This is a genomic window from Sphingomonas sp. SP6 (genome assembly GCF_058313435.1).
Map to the genome: position 1 here is coordinate 489,005 of NZ_JBZFLG010000004.1, position 20,470 is coordinate 509,474.

The following is a 20,470-nucleotide window of genomic DNA, read 5'->3' on the forward strand; positions in this document are numbered from 1 at the left end:
GATCTCATGAATGGGGGGCTCCGGAGAAATCCGGAGCCCCCTTTTTCTGTCGAGCGGCAAGGGGGACGCTGCGCTCCGGTCCCAGCGGATCTCGCCGGACCGGGCGCGATCCGATCACGTGGCGATCCGCGGCGGGCCGCACGACGGACCAGGCACCTGCCGTTGGCCGTCGCACAGAAGCCAGGCGCACGCGCGCATCTATGGCGGAGGCAGCGGCGGGCGAGTGCATAGGCCCGGAGTGTTCGCCCGCGACCGGTAGGCGCCGGTAATATGCCCGTCCGGCGCGCGGCTTAAGGTCGTCCCAGGCCCCAGGCTCGCTGCTCCTGCGGCCCTTGCGTGGGGGTCTGGCCGATCGGACGTGTGGAGGACTGCGCGACCGACGGTTTTCGACCGTGGTCTAGTTAGCAGGAACGCTCAACGAGTCGCGGTGGACGGCCGGTCTCCTCACTTCACCGGACAGACTCCGTTGACCTTCGCTTTCTCGTCGCAGTCGTCGCCGCCGAGGAAGCCGAGGACATCGACCGAGATCAGCGAGAGCTTGTCGGCGTTGTTCGCGGCATTGTTCGCGAGCGCCGAAATCGCACCCACGACCGACGACGCCGCATCGGTCGGCACCGCGGCGCCGGCGGTCGCCGTCGCGCTCGGGACCCCCGAGATGTCGCCGCCGGCGGAGAAATTGTCCGCGTTGGCGACGCGGGCGGCGGCGACGAAGACGTTGCCGGAGGCGCGCACGCCCGCGTCCCCTGCGTCGACCTCGCCGACCGGAGCGATCAGGATGATATTGGCGTCAGGCGAGTCGGGCGCCGGCTTGAACGCGCCGATGCCCGCGCCGGCCACGCTGCCCGCGCTGTCGACTTCGCCGCGACCGTTCAGGTCGAAGCGCACTGTGACCGGCGGGAAGCTCGACGCGCTCCGAGGGCCCTGGCCCGCGTTGAGATCGCCGTTCGACGACCAGAGCGTGATGTCGCCGCCGCCCAGTGTGAACAGACGGCTCTGGTTGAGGCGGAAGTCGCCGTCGGTTGCGCTGCGGATCGTGCCGCCGCGGAGCGTCAGCACGCCTTCGAACCCGATCGGGATCGCCGAAATGGGTAGCTGGTTCAGCCGCGACAGGACGCCGCTCTCGAGCGCGGCCGAGGGTGCGACGCCGAACAGCGTCGCACGCCGCGCCGCCTGATCGGAGGTGCGGACGACCGAACCCGCCAGCACGTCGCCGCCTGGCCCCAGGATCGTGACGTCACCGCCGCGCTCGGTCTCGATCGTCGCCAATCGAAGGTCGACGTTGCCCGTCAGCACGCGCGTCGCGGCGACCGGCTCACCGTCGACGACGTTGCGGGTGGGAACGCCCAGCGGGTGATCGGGGGTGATCGTCGCCGGATCGGTCGTGTAGGGGGCGAGATTGTCGGTGTAGCCGAGCCTGGTGGGGAACAGGACCTGCGTCGCGCGATAGCCGCGGACATATTGCTGATAGGATGGGCTGGTCGGGATGGCGGTCTGCGACAGCTCGTTGAAGTAGAGCTGATCGATCAGGAAGGCGCGCCGGGTGAGATTGTCGAGCCCGGCAAAGGCGGCGTAGAGATCACCCATCCGCGCATAGGCGGCCGCGGCCAGCGCCTCGCCGGTCGGCGGCGTGGCCCCGAAAATGGTTGCGAACGCTACAGGGTCCTTGTCCCGAAGCCAGGCGGCGAGGATGGGCGCGTAGATCGGACGGCTGCGATCGGGGCTGAGATTGCCGGAGGCGTCGCTGACCTGCACGAACAGGTCGCCGTCGAGCAGCGCCGCACTCGCCGGATCGAGATAGATTGCCTGGAGCGCGTCGAAATCGGCCCCCTTCGCGATCCCGAACAAGGCGTCGATGCTCGCGCCGCGCGTGTCGAGCCAGGGGTTGAGATCGTTGCCGACGGTGCGGATGCCGCCGGCGAAGCTCTCCACCGCGCCGCCGGTGACGACCGTCGCCGAGTTGAGGAACGGCCCCAGGTTCCGGCCTGCCTCGATCGACAGCGTTCCATAGCCGCCGAGCGTGAACGTGTTGCCGTTGATGTACGGCCGGCGCTGCGACGCCGAGAAGGCCGTGGTGCCGATGATGTCGCGCCCGGCGGTGATCCGCGTCACGTCGGTGTCGCGCACGTTCTGGCCATAGAAGACCATGTCGACGATATCGAGTCCGGCGCCGATGCGCGCCTGCTTGGCGAGCGAGAGCGTGACGCCGGTGATCGAACCGCCCGCATAGACTCGCGCGGGAGCGTCGTCGTCGGCATGGGTCGGCGTTTCGTTGTGGAGCAGACGCAGCGCGACGTCCGTGGTGTTCGGAAACACCCCGCCGAACCCGAAGTCCAGCCCGGCACCGCTGCCGGAGGTCGCGTCGGCGCCCCGGACCGAGAAGGCACCGGGGAGCAGCGATGGATCGGCGTCGCTCATCGCAAGTGCGAGCGATTCGATCTGACCGCCGGCGAGCAGCGAGAGCTGACCGACCGCGCTCGGATAGAGCAGCCGAGGCACATCGCCGCCGAACGAGATGTCGCCGGTGAGCGAGGTGAGCGCCAACGACGGAGGCAGGACGAGGCCGATCGTATCGCGGTTGATGTCGGAGAAGTTGCCGATGCCGAGTTCGGGGCGGCTGGCGTTCAGCGTCACCGTCTCGTTCGCGAACACGCCGACGCCGGCAAGCGCCGAGAAATAGCCCTTGCCCGCGTCCTGGACGAGCGGGTCGGCGCTGGTGAGGACGCCCAGCGCGCCGACGCCGCCGATCGTCGCCGAACCCACGGCGTCGATCGCGACATAGGCGTCGCCGACACGGACGCGCAGTTCGTTGACGCCGCCCGTGTTTTCCTCGCCCTTGATCGACTTGGTCAGGAAGCCGGCGGAGACGATATCCGCGCCGACCCGGACGCGACCGACGCCCGAGCCCAGATCGAACTGGCCGCCCACGAGGTCGCGGCCCGCGACCACCGTCGCGTCGCCGCCACCGAACGTCAGCAGCACCGGCGCGGCCGCGCCCGCGGCTCGACCCGGCACCAGCGGATCGGTGGTCGCGACGGTCGTGTCGACCGCCAACGTCAGGTCGACGATCGAGCCGTCGGCGCGGACGCTGACGTCGCCGCCGCCGAGGGTGGCGACGCCGGAGGTGAACAGCTGCGGCGCGATCGCGATCTCGGTGTCCTCGCCGACTTGGCCAGACCGCCAGCGTTGGTCCGCCGCGCCGACGAGACCTTCGGGCAGATAGGTCGCGAATTGCTGGGTGGAGCCGGTCCCGATCGACTTGCGGTTGTAGGCCGTGCCCGTGCCGAGCGCCTGTTCCGCCCACACGTCGCGCCGCCCGATCACGTCGCCGGTGGCGGCGAGAAGTGAGACGTCGCCGCCGCCCTCGAGCAGCACCGGCTGGTTCAGGAACAGACCCTTGTTCGAGGGCTGGTAGGAGAGGGGATCAAAGGCGATCGGGACTGCGCCCAGAGCGCCGCTGAACGCGATCACGGTGCCGTCCACCGCCGTGGCGACGCGCGTCACGTTCGCGAGCGCATGGCCCGCGGTGTAGATGGCGTTGCCGCCGACCTGATAGAGCGTCGGATCGACCTGGAGGCTTGTCGGGATCTTGGTGGTGTTGAGCACCGTCCGGTAGGTGACCTCGGGCGTGCGGCGCAGGTCGATGTCCTTGGCCGCGGCGACGCGGATGCTGCCGTCGCCCGAGCGCACCGTCGTCCCCACGTAGGCGGTGTCGCCCGTGCCGAGATCGATCGGCTTGGGCGCGACCGGGCGATCGGACCTGAACTCGCCCGAGACGATCTTCTGCGCGTATTCGGGACCATAATCCTGGAGGAAGGCGAGGATCGCCGACAGCGGTGCCGCGACCCCCGTCTCGTCGCCCGCCTTCCCCTGATAGATCGCGCCGGGGAAGTTCTGCGCGAAGAAGGCCATCGCCCGGTCACGGGTGGTCTTGGCGAGCTTTCCGGTGTCGCCCCACTTCAGGACGGTATAGTAGCCGTCGGCCTTGTTCGGGTTGATGTTCTCCGCATTCTCCGAGCTCGTGACCGCGTCGATGAAGTCTTCGGGCGCGACGCTGATCGGCGTGAACTCCGAACTGTCTGCGCTCGGTCGCAGCTGGAGCTGGAGGTCGCCGGCAAAATGCGATTTCCCGGTCTCGGCCACGATCTGGTAGCTGGCCTCGCCCGAGATCTTGACGCTCGCCCCGGTGGCGCGGTCGACATGGAGCGGGTTGGCGGAATTCTTCGCGTCCGCGCCGCCGACGAGACGCAGCGAGGTCGAGCGGATCGCGCGAGTGCCGTCGGCGAGCAGCGGGAACAGCTCGGCCCCGCCGAGCGGGTCACCGGCGCCGTCCTGGCCGGAGCCGAGCGCGGCGGCGGAATTGGCGGCGGCGCTGTACGGCGCCAGGATGCCCGTCGAGAGATCGGTCCCCGCGACCGGGGAGATCAGCGAGATGGTGACGACGTCTTCCTTTTCGGGTGTCTTCCCCTTGTCGACGATCTTGTCGAAGTTCTTGACCGTGCTGCAGTCGTTGGTGTCCTTCGTGCCGCAGCCGAAGATCACCGCAGGCGCGACCGTGCGGTTCCCGCCGCCGAGCTGATAGCTCATGTAGCCGGGATCGGTCCTGTCGCCGAACGAGAAGAAGCCGTCGCTGATGCTGTGCGACACGTCCAGCGTACCGCGCGCGCGCACCGTGACGATCCCCGCCTCGCCGTCGGCGCGACCGCCGACGCGGTAGATCATGTTGACGTAATTGGCGATGAGATCGGCCTCGCGCCCCGACGCGACGGCGTAATAGGCGTTGCCCGCGGGATCGGTGCCCAGTTCGGGAATGGCGACGAGCAGGCCGGCGGCGATCGCGGCGGGCTGGTCCAGGATGCCAGCGCCGAGATTCCAATTGGTGGCGAACGAGACGTTGCCGCTCGACGTCAGCTCGATGCCTGGACGCAGCCGCATTCCGGCGAGGCTGCTTCCGTCGCTCGCCTGAAGGCCGAACGAGCGGATGTAGCTGACAACCGACTCGAAGCCGTCGCGGCGGAAATTCTCGGTCAGGAAATTGAGCTTGCCGGTCGCCGCTTCGGTTTGAGACAGGTCGAGGCTGACGCCGCCGTCGACCGCGCCCACGCCCGAATAGAGGCCGTCGGCGGCGATCTGGTCGAGGTTCCAGATCTTGTATGCCTCGACCGTGATCTCGTTCGCGCCCGTGATCGCGCCATGGAGCCGGACGTCGACGAGATCGGTCCCATCCGCCTCGATCACCGGCGCGCGGAACGAGACGTTCCCCCCGGTATCGCCTGCGGCGTAGCGATAGACCGTGGTCTGTGCGAGCGATGCCGGGTCCTTGACCACCTGCGCCACCAGGCGGTCGCCCGGGCGTCGCGCGCCGACGTCGATGGTCGAGCCGGCAGCAAGGGTAATCGCGCCGCCCGCCGTACCGACGCCGAGGGTCACGTCGCCGCCCGCAGCCTGCCGCGTGTCGCTCGCGGCATAGCCGGTGGTGTGGGTATCGATCCGCCCGCTCGCCGCCAGCGTGACGCCGGTCGCGCCGTAGAGCGTGACGTCCCCGCCATCGACCCGTGCGACCTGCTGATCGGCGGTCGCCAGCCCCGCGATCGACACCCCCGAGGTGTCGATCGTGCCTGCGACCGAGACGATGCCCCCGTCGGCGACCAGCTCGACACTGCGGGCGCGGAGCAGCTGGCCGGCGGCGATGTCGAGGTCGCCGACGCCGCTGCGCACCGCAATGTCGCCGCCGAACGCCTTGCCGTATCGCGACAGGAAGCCGGTCAGGTCGAAGGCCGACAGGCCCATGTCGAGGGTGAGGGAGCTCTCGCGTGCAGTGGCGCCGACCGGTCCGAACGCGGTCGAGAGGTCCGCGAAGGTGATCGCGCCATTGCTCGCAAGGAGGTTGATCGCGCCCGCCGCGCCGATGCCGCTGTCCGCGGACACCCGGGCCCCGGGTCCGATCCCGATCCGCCCGTTCAGCGAGGTCAGCGACACCGTTCCGCCGTCGGCCGAGACGGTGACCGAGTCGACCGCGTCGCCGAACGTGCGCGTATAGCCGGGGGCGAAGAGCGACGCGCCGTTGCGGAGGATCACGTCGCCGCTCGAGCGCACGTCGATCACGCCTGCGGTGGCGCGGATCGCGACCCCGTCGACGGTCATGCTTCCGACCGGCGCGACGGCGGAACCGAACGCGATTCGTGCGCCCGGTGTCCCTCCGGTCGTCGGCAGGACCGCCTGTGCGCCGGCCGGGAGGATGAGGCGGACATCGCCCGTGGTCGCGAAGGTGTAGTCGGGTCGGACCGGAGCGTCGCGCGGATCGTCGACGAGGGCGCGATCGGCGAGGAAGGGCGTCGCGACCGACAACAGCCCGCCGCCGATGTCGAACCCGCCCTTGCCCTCGACGAACGCGCCGCTCTGCGCGACCATATTCGTGCCCGTGCCGAAGCCGTAGGTATGCACCGTGCCGGAGCCGAAGTGCAGCGTGTCGGCGATCAGGGACAGCGTGTTCGCCCCGCAGGCGAGCGCGCCGGTGGTGTCGCACGTCCCCGTCGGCGTGTTCGCGGCGTTGTTGCGAAGCGTGATCGAGTCGGCGACCAGCCGCACGTGGACCGGGGCGACGCCGGCGAGCGCGAGGCCGGGAGTGTCGAGCGTGAGATTGTGGAAGCGGAACTCGCGCACCGCCGGGTCGCCGGGAGCGATCTCGACGCTCGACCCAAAGGCGATCTGCGAGCGCGAATAGAGCGTCAGGTTCTGAGCGTCGCCGAGCCGGCGAAGCAGCGGGTTCGTGAACGGGTCGCCGGCGAACCGGAGAGTGTCGCCGCCGAGCGCGAGGAATTCGGCGTCGATCGCCGCGTTGCGCGCGATCGCCACGTCCTGGGTGCTGTCGAAGCCGACCGCATTTCCTGCGATCGTCGCGTCCTCGACCGTCAGGACGGTCGACTTGAGCGTGTTGCGCAGCGCGGTGTCGCCCTGGCGCGTGATCAGCCGGTCCGGCCCGCTCGAGACGCGCAGCACCGAGCCGATGCCGGTCGCGTCATATTGGTAGCCGAGCGGCGGCGTCGCCAGGCTGGGGATGAGGTAGTCGCCGGTCGCGGTGTCGTCGAGCGTGCCGGTCGCGGTGAGGATCGCCCCACTCTGAACGGTCAAGGTCGAGTTGTTGCCGCCGACGCTCAGCAGCAATTCGGGCGCCGAGAGCGAGACGCCGCTCGCCACCGTGATCGAGCGCGCGACGACGCCGAGGACGGTCGTGCCGTCCTTGTTCTCGGAGCGCTCGGCGCCGATCGACAGGCTGTTCGCACCGAGGCGGGTCAGGGTGTCGCCGGTGAGGACCAGCGCGTTCGTCGGCGCCTCGACGTCGGCGTCGGGCGCGATGACGATGTTCGTGCCCAGGATGTCGAACTGCGCGCCGCGGCCGCCCTTAGCGGGAGCGGTGTCGAAGGCGCCCTGGACGGCGAGCGAGTGGAGGGGCGCGATCACCACGCGCGCGGCGTCGAGCGGAATGCGGGGCGGGGTGATCCCGGCGGCGTTCGCCGCCGCGACGACCGCGGCGGTGCCGCTGGTGGTCGCCAGCTGCGAATATTTGCCGAAGACGTCCTTCGACTGGATCGTGAAGGAGCGCCGGGCCGATTCCGACAGACCCGTGCCCGCAGTCGCATAGACGCCGCCGACGACGACGCTGCCGTCGAGCAGCGTCTGCGACGTGCCGACGGAGGGCGCCGCGACCCCGACATTCTCGACGACGCGATATGCGCCCGGCAGCAGCGCGTAATGCGCGGGAAGGAGCACGTAGTTGCCGGCCGGGATGCCCCCCGCGGCGCCGTCGATCGTGATCGCCCGGCCGACGTTGGCGCCGTAGAGGTCGCCGCCCGCCGCGCTTAGATAATCGGCGGAGTAGATCGGATCGAAGGCGGCGATGCTGCGCGCCTGATCGGCGGGCACGATCGCATAGACCTGACGTCCGTCGGCATATTGCAGCCCGGTGCGCGTGACCGGATCGAAGGCGTTGGCGCTGAAGGCGTCGCGGTTGATCCGGTCGAGCACGTCGCGCGAGCCGCCCGTTCCTGAGACGAACTCGAATGCGAAGACGTCGCCGCCGCCGCGTCCGTCGACGGTGGCGCCGGCCTGGACGTCGACCGCAACACCGCTCAGCTTGAGTTGGCCGCTCGGCGTGGCGGTGATCGGAAGGCCGACGCTGGGCGAGAAGAAATATTCGGTGAGGTCGGTGGTCGAGCCGTAGGGAATGGTGAGCCCCGCGCCCGAGACGGTGGTGACGCTGCCGGGGAGGAAGGTGACGTCGCGTGTCGCCGAGACGGTCTGTCCACCGATCGAGAGCGCGCTGTTCGAGCCGATCTCGAGCAGGCCGAGCGGCGCGGCGAGATAGCCGCCCTGTTCGATCGTCGCCGCCTGGATCTTGAGGTACGACCCCGCAGAGAGCGGCGTGGTGGCGTTCAGATCGGTGCCGCCGAACGCGATCTTGGAGTCGCCGAGCGCGGCGACGAGATACGGCGATGCGGTCGTGGCGACGCCTGCGCGCTGATCCTCGATGAAGCGCTGGAGGTTGCCGGTGCCGGTCGTCGCATAGGTGCGGCCGGCGTCGAACAGCATGTCGCCCCAGGCGATCACGCGGCCATCGAGCGAGGGCAGGTCGGTGCTGTTCGCCGGGCGATCGTCGACGCCGATGAAGCGGACGTCGCCCGGGGTCTTGAAGCTGACCGACGCGATCGACGAATCGAAGAGGACGCCGCCGACGAAGTCGATCCCGCCCGAGGCGACGAACGATAGGCGGCCGTCCGCCGGATCGACCTGCTGCCCGAGGATCGGAGTGGTCCCGAGCCGGCTGGCGAAGCGGATGTAGGGCGCATCGACCACCGTGCGGGTCGCGCCGGACGACGAGATCACCACCGCCGCCTCGTCGGCGATCGCCGCGCCGGTGGTGGAAGGTGCGGACTGGACGGTGAAGGCCTTGGCGAGCGACAGGCTCGGGACGCCGTCGAAGGTGACGCCGCCCAGCGCATTCAGTGTCGCGAAACCCGAGTCCTCGATCTGGTTCGCCGCGATCACCCCCGACTCCCGCGCCGCGCTGTTCGCCTGCTTGATCGTCGGACGCAGCCAGGTGAGCGTGCCGCCGGTCGCCGCCGCCGCGCCGCCATGGGCGTCGATGAGCGCGCCGGCGAAGGTGCCCTCACCGCCGATCGAAAGCGTGCCGCCGTCGCTCCACTGGAGCGTCCGCTGGAAGGCGGTGGGACCGACCTGCTGGTCGAACAGCGCGCTCGCCCCCGCCAGCTTGACGATCGACCCGCCCTTGAAGTCGATCGTGCGCGAGGGGGTGATGCCGATCAGCGGCGGCAGCGAGGTCTCGCCGACGTTGACGTAGCGCGGCGAGCCATAGACCGGGGTACTGAACAGCGCATAGGCGCCGTTGGTGCTCGACGGGCTGAACGGCGTCGCCGTCGTGATCGTCCCGCCGTCGAGGATCCGGCCGGTCAGGATCTGCTGTCCCGCCGGGGTCAGCCCCGCCCGCGGGTTGATCAGAGCGACGCCGGAAAGATCGGTGACGCTACCGGAGCGCAGGACGATCCCCTGATCGGCGCCGAGCGCGCCGGTGAAATAGAGGAATCGCTCGACGTCGGGCCGACTGAACAGGTCGCGCAGCGTCAGCGCCTGCCCGGTCGCCGGATCGACGAGGCCCGCGACGTTCGGGTCGTTCTCGTCCCACTGACCGTTCGCATCGGCCGCACCGAATACGTCGCTGAGATTGGTGATGCCGTAGCCCCGCGTGGCGAGATTGACCGGGAGCACCGTCTTCTGCGTGATCGAGCCGCCGGGAAGGCTGATGGTGCCGGCGTTCAGCAGCTTGGGGACCGTGATCGCCGCGCCGGGCGCTCCGACGATAACGCCCCCGGCCTCGACCGACAGCTCGGTCAGCCCGCCCAGCGTCAGGGTCGCGGCCACCTGGTCGAATCCTGCGGTCGGCACCGACGGGGTCAGGATCGAGCGGACGTCGCCGCCCGAGCGAAGCGCCAGCAGCGCGGTCGCATGGAAGGCGTCCAGGAAGCGCGGCAGCAGCGTCGTCGTCAGACCGAGCGTCTCGCCCGCGCGGACGACGAACTGGGTCGTGTCGAAGAACGCGGAATTGCCCTGGCGCGGGTTGGTGAAGATGTCCTGGACGGTGGTTGCGTGGAATGTCGTGACGTTCAGCCCGCCCATGCCGGTGCGAGCGTAGAAATCGAGCGGGATGTTCGCGCCTCCGGCCGAGATGGTCGACCCGAAACCGACCTCCGGCGCGACGAGCGTGAAGGCGCCGCCCTGGCTGAAGCCGAAGCCGCGCAGTGAATCGACCGAGAAGCTGACCCGAGCTTCCCGCTCGCTCGGAACCAGCGATGGCACGACGGTGTCGGTCGGCGTGAAATCGACCGATTGATTCGCGCCCGCGACCGGCGCGTCGCTGCGGCCCGGCTGATCGGCGAGCGGGGTGATCGTGCTCGAGGTCGAGGCGTAGGTCGTCTCGTTGATCAGCGCGATCGCGCCGCCCCGGGCCGTGAGATGGAGCGTGCGATCGGCCGCGATATAGCCGCCGGCCGAGACGTCGAGAATCGCCTCGGGAGCGATGGAGATGCTGCCGCTGAGATCCCCCGCGTCGCGGATCGTCGAACCGCCCGGGGCGAGCTGCACGAACACCTTGGGGGCGACCGTCAGGCTGATCGAGCCGCCGTCGGTCCAGGCGCCGCCCTGCGCCATCGTGCCGCTGGCATAGTCGTTGACCCAGCGCCCGGCGGTCGACAGCGTGCCGTTGACGGTGATGTCGTAGGGATGCGGCAAGACGTCGCCGAGCGCGTACACTGGCCTGATGTCGTCGTCGTCGCGGAATGGCGAGCCGATGCTGGTGAAGGTCCTCAGCGTGATCGGCGCGCCCGCGAACTCGTAGGTCCGCGCTCTGATCGCGCCGCCGGCGATGCGGACGTCGCCGTCGAAGGCGATGCCGCGCCCCGCATCGACGGTGAGCGTTCCGCCATCCGCCAGGGTCAGCTTGCTCCCCTGCGCGAAGCCGACCGCGCCGGTGGTCTGGAGCGTCAGCGCCGACAGCCCGGCGCGGCTGAGCATCGCATCGCTCAGCAGGGCGACCGATCCGTCCTGGGCGACCGAGCTCGTCGTCCCGGCATAGACGCCGATGTCGCCGCCGAGCGCGACGCCGGATGCGCCCGTCAGCGAGCCGATCCGAAGATATCCGCCGGTCGGCAGGTCCTGCGCGGTGCGCTGGAGCAGCCGCGGATCCTGCGCGACGCTCGCCGCGACCGAGCCGCGGGTCGCGCCGGCGAGCTGGCGCGCGCCGGCGAAGGCGTCGCCGTAGAAGGTCCCGTTCACCGTGATCGCGGAGCCGGAGATCACCAGCGTCCCCGCGTCGCGCCCCTCGTCGTACGCCGCCTCCAGCCGACCGCCCAGGAGCAGCGGGTCGATGAACGTCTCCGCCTGACCGAAGCGCGGCTGATAGGCGGTGTAGCCGTCGGCGACGCCGACGAAGACGTCGTTGGGATCGGCGTCGCCGATGTTGACGATGCGCCCGTCGGCGGTGAGCAGGTTGCTCGTGCGGACGGTGCCCGCGTCGTAATGGACCCAGCCGCCGCCGAAATCGACCGTCGCGCCACTGGCGATCGCGATGTGCGGCGCGGTCGCCGCCCCGGTCGGCGCGGTGACCGGATTGACCCCCATGGCCACGTTGCCGCCCGTGGTCATCAGTTCGGCGGCGGTGACGCCGATCTGGCTGGCGAGGCTGCCCGCTTCGATGAGCGGCGAGCCGACCCAGCGGACGCCGTCCGCGCGCACGCCCGAGCGACGCGGGTCGACGAACAGCGTCTGGCCGTTGAGGGTGAAGTCGCCGGTCAGCGAGACCTCGCGGTAGTTCGGCGTGTCGCGCAGTTCGTTGCGCTTGACGGGGGTGATCTCGAGGCTGTTGCGTGCCGAGGAGACCTGGACGTCCTTCATCCCGCTGACGTCGATCACCGCGCCGTTCGCGACGTCGATGCTGCTGAGCGTGTTGACGCCCGCCGCGGGGTTGAACGCGGTCGAGCCGCCGCGGCCGATCACCACGTCGGCGCTGGGCGCCCACAGGATCGCGTTCTGCTCCATCGAGAACACGTTCGGGATGAAGCGGCCGAGGCCGTCGCCGATGGCGTTGGGATCGTCGGCGCGCGCGCCGATCTCGACGGCGGAGGTCTTGAAGGGAGCCGGATCGTCGGCGGTGCCCTGCGGGATCGTCTCGATGCCGGCATCGGGCAGGATGACGATGCCGCTCGCCATGGCCTGGCTCGTCGAGCCGCCGAGCGTCACCGTTCCGGCGGTCAGCGAGATCTTCCCGTTGCGCGAGACGCTGGTGGTCGAGGTGAGCAGCCCGTCGTTGGCGACGCTCCCGAACAGCCCGGCCCCGAGCGACAGATAGCCGCGCGGCGATTCGATCAAACCGCGATTGATCACCACCCCGTCGTCCGGCGTCGCGGCAAGCGCGGCGCTGGCGTTGCTGCGCGAGCCGAACACCGGATCCACCGTCCCGATCGTGCGCAGGATCAGGCCGCGGACCGCCGGATCGACGCTGGTCGCGGCGCCGGTCGACTGGGTCGCGGCGATGATCCGCCCGCCCTGGAGGCTGACCTGCCCGTTGCTCGCGGCGATCGCGCCGGCATTGACCACCGTCGGTCCCGCCAGGATCACGAACCCGCCGGACGCCGCGGTGATCGAAGCGCCCGAATCGACCTCGACCGCGCCCTCGATCACCGGCGCCGAGTCGGTGCGGTTCACGCCGTCGGGGTAGAGCGGCGAGAACAGCAGCGAGGGCAGGGTGCCGCTGGTGCGGGTGCCGGCGAACAGCCCGTTCTGCAGATATTCGGTGTTGCGCTCCTTCAGCGTGATCGCGTCGAAGACGTCGGCGCTCTGCCCTTCCTCGTTCTGGATCGTGCGGAAGTTGCGCCCGAAATTGCCGATCTCGAGCGTGGAGGCGAGCAGCGAGCCGAGGTTGAGTTGCGATCCCTGGCCAAAGATGACGCCCGCCCGGTTCAGCACCAGCACGGTCCCGTCGGCCTTGACCTGGCCGAGGATCGTCGAGGGTGCGACCGAGTTCGCGACACGGTTGACGACGGTCCAGCCGGGCTGCGCGGTCCCGCCCGACGTCTGCACGAACTGGAGCGTGGTATTCGCGCCGACGTCGAACCGGTTCCAGGTCAGGAGCGCGCGGTCCTGCGTCTGGGTGATCGCGACGTGGGTGCGCCCGTCGGCGCTCGTCTGGACCGGCGCGCCCGCGCCCTGCCAGGTGTTCAGCCCGGTCTGGTCGTTCACCGCCGAGACGCTGGCGAGCAGCGCCTGGGCCTTGGCGATATTCTCCGCGCCGCCCGCCGCCGTCAGCGTCGCCGCGTCGCGCACCGCCGCGATCGGGTCCAGCCCGAACTTGTCCAGGCCGTTGACCTCTTCCTTGGTCTCCGGGTTCGTCAGTTTGGTCGACGAATAGACCGCATCGCGCACCGCGGTGACATAGCCGCGGATCTGGTCGGCGCGCGACTGCAGCGCCTGCGCGCGCGCCTGCGCCTCGCGCATCGTGACCGGACGCAGCGGGACCACCGGCGCGCTCGCGACCGGCGCGACGGGCGTTCCCGCCGCCGATCGCAACCGTGCGAGCTGGGCGTGCGCGGGCATCGCCAGCCCGCTCGCCACGGCGGCGACGCTGACGCCGAGCAGCAGGCGGCTCGGCGGACGGCGATAGGCGGGGCTGGTCATCGCGATGATACTCCTCGGGGCGACGCTCGATTGACTAGAATGATGCGATCAGGTCGACTTGCAGCAGGTCGACCGCATAGGGTTCGCCCGAAATCTCGTTGGCGCTGATCCAGCGCGCGCCGAGCGAAAGCCCGTCGTAGAGCCCGAGCGTCCCGGCGAGGTAATAGCCCTTCGCGTTGGTGCCGCCGTTGTGGAAATTGTCGTCGCTGAAGGCGTCGAGCGTCGCGTCGCTCTCGATGTAGCGATAGCCCGCCTGGACGTTCCACTCGCCCCAGCGCTTCGGTCGGGCGACGCCGACCTGGCCGTAGATCGTATAAGCGGTGTCACCGCCGGCGAAGCTGGTCGGATTGGTCGCCGAGCAGATGTTGCCGTCGCCGTCGCTGCCGCCGTTGTTGAACGGCTGGCCGAGGAGCCCGTTGCGGCAGATGTCGCGGCGCTTGAAGCCCAGATTGCGGACATAGTCGCCGCCCAGCACCGCGTTCGTATGCTCGCTGACGGGCACCGTCAGGACCGCGTTGAAGTCGGCGAGCTGGTAGTTGAAGGTGAGGCCGAAGAACTGCGGTTGCGGCTGGATCTGGCCCGCCGGCAGGTTCGGATCGACCGCGATCTGGCGCAGCGGCGACAGCGTGTTGCCCTGGCGCAGGAAGAACGGTCGCCGCCCGTCGGTCGAGCATTCGGTCGCGCCGGCGTAGATCAGGCACGGATCGGACAATTCGCCCTGCAGGTTCTGGAAATAGTGATAGGCCGCGGCCGCCCGGAAAGTGATGCCCCCGTCGACGTCGGCTCCCGCCTCCACCTGGCCCGAGAACAGATATTTGCGCGGGAACTTCGTCTTGTCCGGGCTGGTCGAGACGTAGTTCAGGTCGCCGAAATCGAGCGGGAAGGCGCCGCCCCGAAGGCCGAGCGTCACGCCCGAGCCGATCAGCTGGCCGAACTCCAGGTCGGCGGCGACGCCGTCGAACTCCAGATCCTCGTCGAACACGATCGGCGTCGATACGAACGGGTTGTCGAAGCGGCCGAGCGTCACCGACGCCCACTCCTCCGGCTGGACCTTCACGAACGCGCGCTGGACGTAGAGCTGGCGCTTGGCGAAGCCGGCGCCGAGCGAGACGTTCGACGCGACCGGGTTCGGGTCGTCGCCGGTCATGAGCATGATCCCGGCGGTCACCGCGTCGCTGATCTTGGCGTCGAGGCCGAGGCGCAGGCGCAGGCGCAGGTCGTTCGGCCGGTCGACCCGGGTGTTGAGATAGGGGATGGCCGGCGTGTTGAGCACGTCGGTCGGGCCGTTGTTGTTGATCGCGGCGAAGTTGAAGATCTGGTTGGAGTTGGTCGCGGCGAAGAAGGTCGACTGCGAGCGGACGCGGACGTCGCCGTAGAGGTTCATCTTGCGCGTCCACTCCGACGCCGCCTGCTCGGGCGCGGCCCAGCCCTCGTCCTTGGCCTTCGCCAGCACCTCGGTCCGCAACTCCTCCTTGATCTGGTCGCGCACCGTCGCGGGGATGTAGGGAACGCGGATCGTGCCGGCGGGGGCGGGGGGCAGGTCGCCCGCGGCCTGCTGGCCCTGGAGCCTGGCGGTCGACGCCTCCGCCTGCGCCTGCTGGATCAGCGCCGCGCCCGCATCCTTGGTGATGACGCCGCGCTCGGCGAGCAGCCGGACGAGATTGACCATCGCATTGTCGGTCGGCGAAGTCGGCAGCTCCGGCGCGGGGGCCGAGACCGGCCCGGGCGCGCGCTGACCGGCGGAGGCCGCGGGCGTGGCCTGGGTCTGCGCGAGCGACGGCGCTGCGGTCAGCGCCGAGGCGCCGAGGGCTGTCGCGAGGAGCATTCTCTTGGTCACAACTCTTCCCCTTGTCGGCCGGAGCCGTCGTTTCCCTCAGACCCCGCGGCGGCCGCGGACGGTGATCTCACGTGCGCGGCCGTTCCAGCCGGCGGGCGGGGCGGTGAGCCCCGTCGTTCCTTCGAGGATGGCGCGCAGCTGCGCGTCGAGATCGGGCTTGCCGGTCGAGCGCGTCAGCCGCGCGCCGACCACCCGGCCGCCCTCGATCGTGATCGCGAAGCCGGCGTTGAAGACCAGCCGGTTGACCTTGCCGTTGTCCTGCACCCGCTCCTGGAGCGCGCCCGAGAGATAGCGGGTGTAGAAGGCGTCGCTGAGCCCGCCGCCGCCCCCGCCGGTCCCCGTGCCGCAGTTCGTGCCGAGGCAGGTGCCCCCGCTCGACGGCGCGCCCGTGCCCGTGCCGCTGCCCGCCGACAGTCCGAAGCTGTCGGCGCCAGCCTGCGCCGGACCGTTGATCGTCATCGGCGCAGGCGCGGACGGCGCCTTGGGCGGCTCCGGGTTCGGCACGGGGTTGGGCGCGTCGGCGGGCTTGGGGGGCTCAACCACGGGCTTGGGCGGCGGCGGCGGCGGCGGGGGAGGCGGCGGCAGCATGTTCACCGCGACCGGCGGCGGCGCCTCCACCTTGACCCCGTGCTTGCCCGACACTTGCAGATAGAGCCAATAGCCGAGCGCGGCGAGGACGAGCGCGATGACGGCGAGCGGCAGCCAGCGGCGTACGCCGCCGTCCCGGCCTTCGTCGAAGTCGTCGAACGCGCTCGCCATCGCTCCGCCTCAGGCCCCCGCCTGCTTGCCGGTGACCAGGCCGACCTTGGAGAGATCGAGCTGGCGGCACAGGTCGAGCACCTCGGTGATCTTGCCGTATTGCGCCGTCGCATCGCCCTTCAGCACGATCGGCACGTCGGGATTGGTCGCCTTGGCGGTGCGCAGCCGCGTCTCGAGATCGGCGATCGTCACCGGGAAGGCGTCCATGAAGATCTGCCCTTCCTGGTTGACCGTGATCGCGATCGTCTTGGGTTCGACCAGGCTCTTCGCCGAAGAGGCCTTGGGCAGATCGACCTTGATGCCCTGGACGCTGGCCGTCGCCATCAGGATGAAGATGACGAGCAGCACGTACGCCAGATCGAGCATCGGCGTGATGTTGATGTCGTCATAGGCCTTGCGGCCGCCGCCTACCTGCATCGCTCGCTCTCCTTATTCCGCCGCTTCGGCATAGGCCGAGCGGTCGTGCTGCATCTCGGCGAGGCGCGTGATCAGCCGGTCGACGAACACGCGCATGTCGTCGGCGAGCTTGCTGATCCGCCCGTTGAGGTAATTGTACCCGAACAAGGAGGGGATCGCCGCGGCGAGGCCGGCGATCGTCGCCAGCAGCGCCGCCGCGATCCCCGGCGCGATCGCGTTGACGTTGACGTCGCCCGCCATCGCCACGCCGCCGAACACGGTCATCACACCGATGACGGTGCCGAGCAGTCCGATGAACGGCCCGCCCGAGATCGCGATCGTCAGCAGCACCATCGCCGCGTCGAGCTTCTGGTTCTCGGCGACGACCTGCGCGTCGATCGCGGCGCGCATTGCCTCGACCGCCTCGCCCGAGAGCGGGCGGGTGCCGAGCACGCGGCGGCGGATGTCGAACTCGTCGATCCCCACTTCGTAGATCCTACCGAGCGGCGAGGCGTTGATGCGCTTGACCTCGCCCGGGCCGATCCCCTCGACCGCGTCGACCGGCACGAGATTCTCGTGCATCTGACGAAAGCGCTTCATGAACAGGTCGTTGCCGCGGGCGGCGTCGTTCAGATACTGGAACTTGCGCCACATCACGAACAGCGCCCCGACCAGCAGCAGCATGCAGATCCCGACGACCCCCGCGTCGATCGGCTCGAGCTTCGAGATGATGAAGCCCAGCACGCCGCTGCCGGACGACTGCTTCTCCGCGGTCTCCGCGACCGAGACGAGCTTGCCCTGCGGCCCTTCGGACTGCGCCATGGCGAGCAGCATCGCCGCCGGGCGCGCGGTTTTCGACAGCCGCGGCTCGTCGATCTCGCCGGTGAACGGGCGGCCATCGGCCCCGCCGATTGCGATCGGCCCGTCGAGCGCGGGGAGCGCCGCGGTGGCGGCGGCGGCCTCGACGCCGTTCACGTAGATCTTGATCGTCGTCCCGTCGGCGACCAGCGCCAGATGCGTCCATTCGCCCTGCTTGACGGCCGCCTGCGCCTGGAGCGCGGCGGCGCCAACCTGCGCGAACGGGACGCCGGCGTTCAAGCCGAAGACCATCGCGCCGCGGGACAGGATCGCCGACTGTCCGCCGAGCTGATCGGGGCGGACCCAGGCGCTGAACGTGAACGGCGCCCCGGCGGGCATCGCCAGCGAAGGCGTCGGCGCGATCTGGAGCGCGCCCTGGCCGGGGAAGCGCGCCGATTGGCCGACGATCCCGTTCGGGTCGATCCCCGCCGGCGCGTTCTGCGCGGCGTTGCCGTTCGCGGTCGAGTCCGCGGCGGCCGTCCCGAGCTTCTCGCCGAAGTGATAGGCGGCCATGTAATCGGGATCGAACGTCCCCTTCGCGTCCTGCCCGACGGGCGCGTTGGCGTTGCCGAAATAAAGCCAGATCTGGCGCTTCTCGCCGCCGTTGAGGTTCGGCACCGAGACCCACGCCGCGGCCAGGCCGTTGGTCTTGTCGAAGCGTTCGATGTGGAAGGCGAGGGGCGTCTTGTCGTCGCTGTCGACGAAGCGGAGGTCCGCACCGTTCTCCAGCGTGTCGCTGAAGGTGAAATCGCCGTTGTGGAGGCGGATCAGCACCACCGTGCGGCCGATCGGACCGGAGGAGTTCACCCCCGAGGGCGAGGTGTCGACCGTCACCGCCTTGCGATACTGCCAGTCCTTGTTCCACCAGCCGGCGCCCTTCGCCCCCTCCTGCGCCGCCGCGGGGAACGCCCCCAGCAACATTAGCAGCGGCAATGCGAGCCGCATCAGCCACCTGGTCATCGTGCGTTCCCCCTGCATCAGAATTCGCCCCTCACCACGAAGACCGCGCGCGGATCGCCCGCGTCGCTCACCGGACCGTCGCGCAGCGGCACGCCGATCGACATCTCGCCGCTCCACATCTGGAACACGCGCAGCTTCGCGCCGCCGCCGAGCCCGATCAGCCGGAAATCGGTCTTCTGTTCGAGCAACGCGCTGCGCACATGGGCGTAGCCCATGTCGACGAAGGCATAGATGCGCAGCTCGTCGACGACGCTGCCGAACAGCGATGCCGCCGACGGCGAGCGCAGCTCGAACGACTGGTTGAAGCCGTCGTCCCCGACCGCTTCGGATTGATAATAGCCGCGCACGTTGGTGAGCCCGCCGATCGCATATTGCTCGTTCGTGATCAGGTGCGAGTCGGCGATCTGGGCATTGACCCGGTAGGCGGCGACGAAATCGCCCAGGAACGTGCGCGCGTAATTTCCCTGGAAGTTCAGGTGGAAGAAGTTCTCGTTCGAGTCGATCTCGCGGTTGCGGAACTGGTCGACGGGGACGCAGGGCTGGCCGGTGACGACGATCACGCAGGTGGTCCGCTTGATGGCGCGCAGACCCGCGGTCATCCCGAGCGTGAAGTCGTAACTCGACGCCTCGGTCGCGCCCGACAGGCTGTATTCGGCGACGATCGGGACATATCGGATCGGCGCCGAGCCGGCGGGCTTGCCGCCGACGGTGATGTCCTGCTTGAAGTCCTTGAAGTCGGGGCCGACGCTGACCGATTGGTAGGTCTTGTCGGCGGGCAGCTTGTAGACCGCGCGAACGCCGATCTGGGCGCCGTTGCCCAGCACGTTGCTGCCGCCGAGCGCGGCGATGTCGCTGTTCGACTTGTAGCCGTAGGCGAGGAAGGTCCACGGCGTGCCGATCAGCGGCACGCTGTACGATCCCGAGATGACCTCGCTGTCCTTCTTGCGCTCGGGGGCGTAGATGTACGTGCCCGACAGCGTCTGCCCGGTGCCGCCCAGGTTCGTATAACGAAAGGAGCTGGCGACGCGGGTGCGGGTCGTCGACGGGCTGTTGTCGTCGTTCACCTCGACGCTGGCGTGGAACGGCAGCTCGTCCTTGACCTTGAGCTCGACGTCGACCGCGCCGGAACTCGGGCTCGGCTTGAACGTCGGCGTGATCGTGCGGTCGGGGAAGCGGTTGGCGGCGGCGACGTCGCGCTGGAGCGCGGCGAGGTCGATCGGCTGGCCGGGCACCAGCGACGGCACCTGGCTGCGGACCCGCTCGTCCGAATGATATTTCCCGCCGGAGACGATCACCTGGCCGAGCGGCGCCTCGTTGACGGTCAGCTGGACGATCCCACGCGAGAACGTCTCGGGCGGCTGGACCGGGATCTCGACCACCACGGCCTCGAAGCCCCGCTTGGCGTAGGCGTCCTGCAGCGCCTTGCGTGCGGCCTCGACGTCGGCGGAGCTTTTGTCGGGGCCGGAGTAGGGATAGACGATCTCCGCGAGCTGATCCGCGTCGAACCGGGTCACGCCGGAGACGTCGAACGCCTCGATGGTGAACGCCTGCGCAGCCGGCTGCGGCTGCCCGCCGTCCTGGGCCATCGCCACGGACACCGATCCGCCGCATGCCGCAACGCATGCCAGCCCGCGCCAGACGGCGCCGTGGATCTGTGAACCGAGCATCAACCCCCGAACCCCTGACTCGACGCCGTCTTAATCCTACCAAGAAGCAGGGCATTTGTAATCCCTGCCGCGCCTCGGGCGTTCGGCGACGAGAGGTCCTTTGCGAAACTTTTGTGAAACTATTGCGACTCCCGCCGCGAGCGGCCGGATCGACGCGGATGGGTCGCCGATCGTTGATGGTCACGAAACCGTCTTCGCTCCGTCGCGGGACTGACGCGGAAGGGACGCCGCGTTGTCACGAGCGGCTCCTAGA

Annotated in this window: 6 protein-coding genes; all 6 read right to left on the bottom strand. The window is 69.6% G+C overall.

The features are described 5' to 3' along the window. Nucleotides 1-444: 444 nt before the first annotated feature. The 6 genes from AC4GYY_RS15885 to AC4GYY_RS15910 are packed head-to-tail and all read right to left on the bottom strand — an operon-like array spanning nt 445 to nt 20,136. Nucleotides 445-13,740 (bottom strand): filamentous hemagglutinin family protein, encoded by a 13,296-nt coding sequence (locus tag AC4GYY_RS15885; protein WP_491121949.1) that lies wholly within the window; start codon nt 13,738-13,740, stop codon nt 445-447. A gap of 34 nt (nt 13,741-13,774) precedes the next feature. Further along, nucleotides 13,775-15,577, bottom strand: coding sequence for a putative porin (locus tag AC4GYY_RS15890; RefSeq protein WP_491121950.1), 1,803 nt, complete (start codon nt 15,575-15,577; stop codon nt 13,775-13,777). A gap of 36 nt (nt 15,578-15,613) precedes the next feature. Beyond that, entirely contained in the window at nt 15,614-16,336 is a 723-nt protein-coding gene (locus AC4GYY_RS15895) for a hypothetical protein (RefSeq protein WP_491121952.1), read from the bottom strand. Nucleotides 16,337-16,345: 9 nt separating this feature from the next. Continuing rightward, nucleotides 16,346-16,753 (bottom strand): ExbD/TolR family protein, encoded by a 408-nt coding sequence (locus AC4GYY_RS15900; protein WP_491121954.1) that lies wholly within the window; start codon nt 16,751-16,753, stop codon nt 16,346-16,348. A 12-nt stretch (nt 16,754-16,765) separates the two neighbouring features. Further along, a complete protein-coding gene (locus AC4GYY_RS15905) occupies nt 16,766-18,550 on the bottom strand; it encodes a DUF2341 domain-containing protein (protein WP_491121956.1) in 1,785 nt (594 codons plus the stop codon). A 17-nt stretch (nt 18,551-18,567) separates the two neighbouring features. Continuing rightward, nucleotides 18,568-20,136 (bottom strand): ShlB/FhaC/HecB family hemolysin secretion/activation protein, encoded by a 1,569-nt coding sequence (locus AC4GYY_RS15910; RefSeq protein WP_491122030.1) that lies wholly within the window; start codon nt 20,134-20,136, stop codon nt 18,568-18,570. Nucleotides 20,137-20,470: the final 334 nt, after the last annotated feature.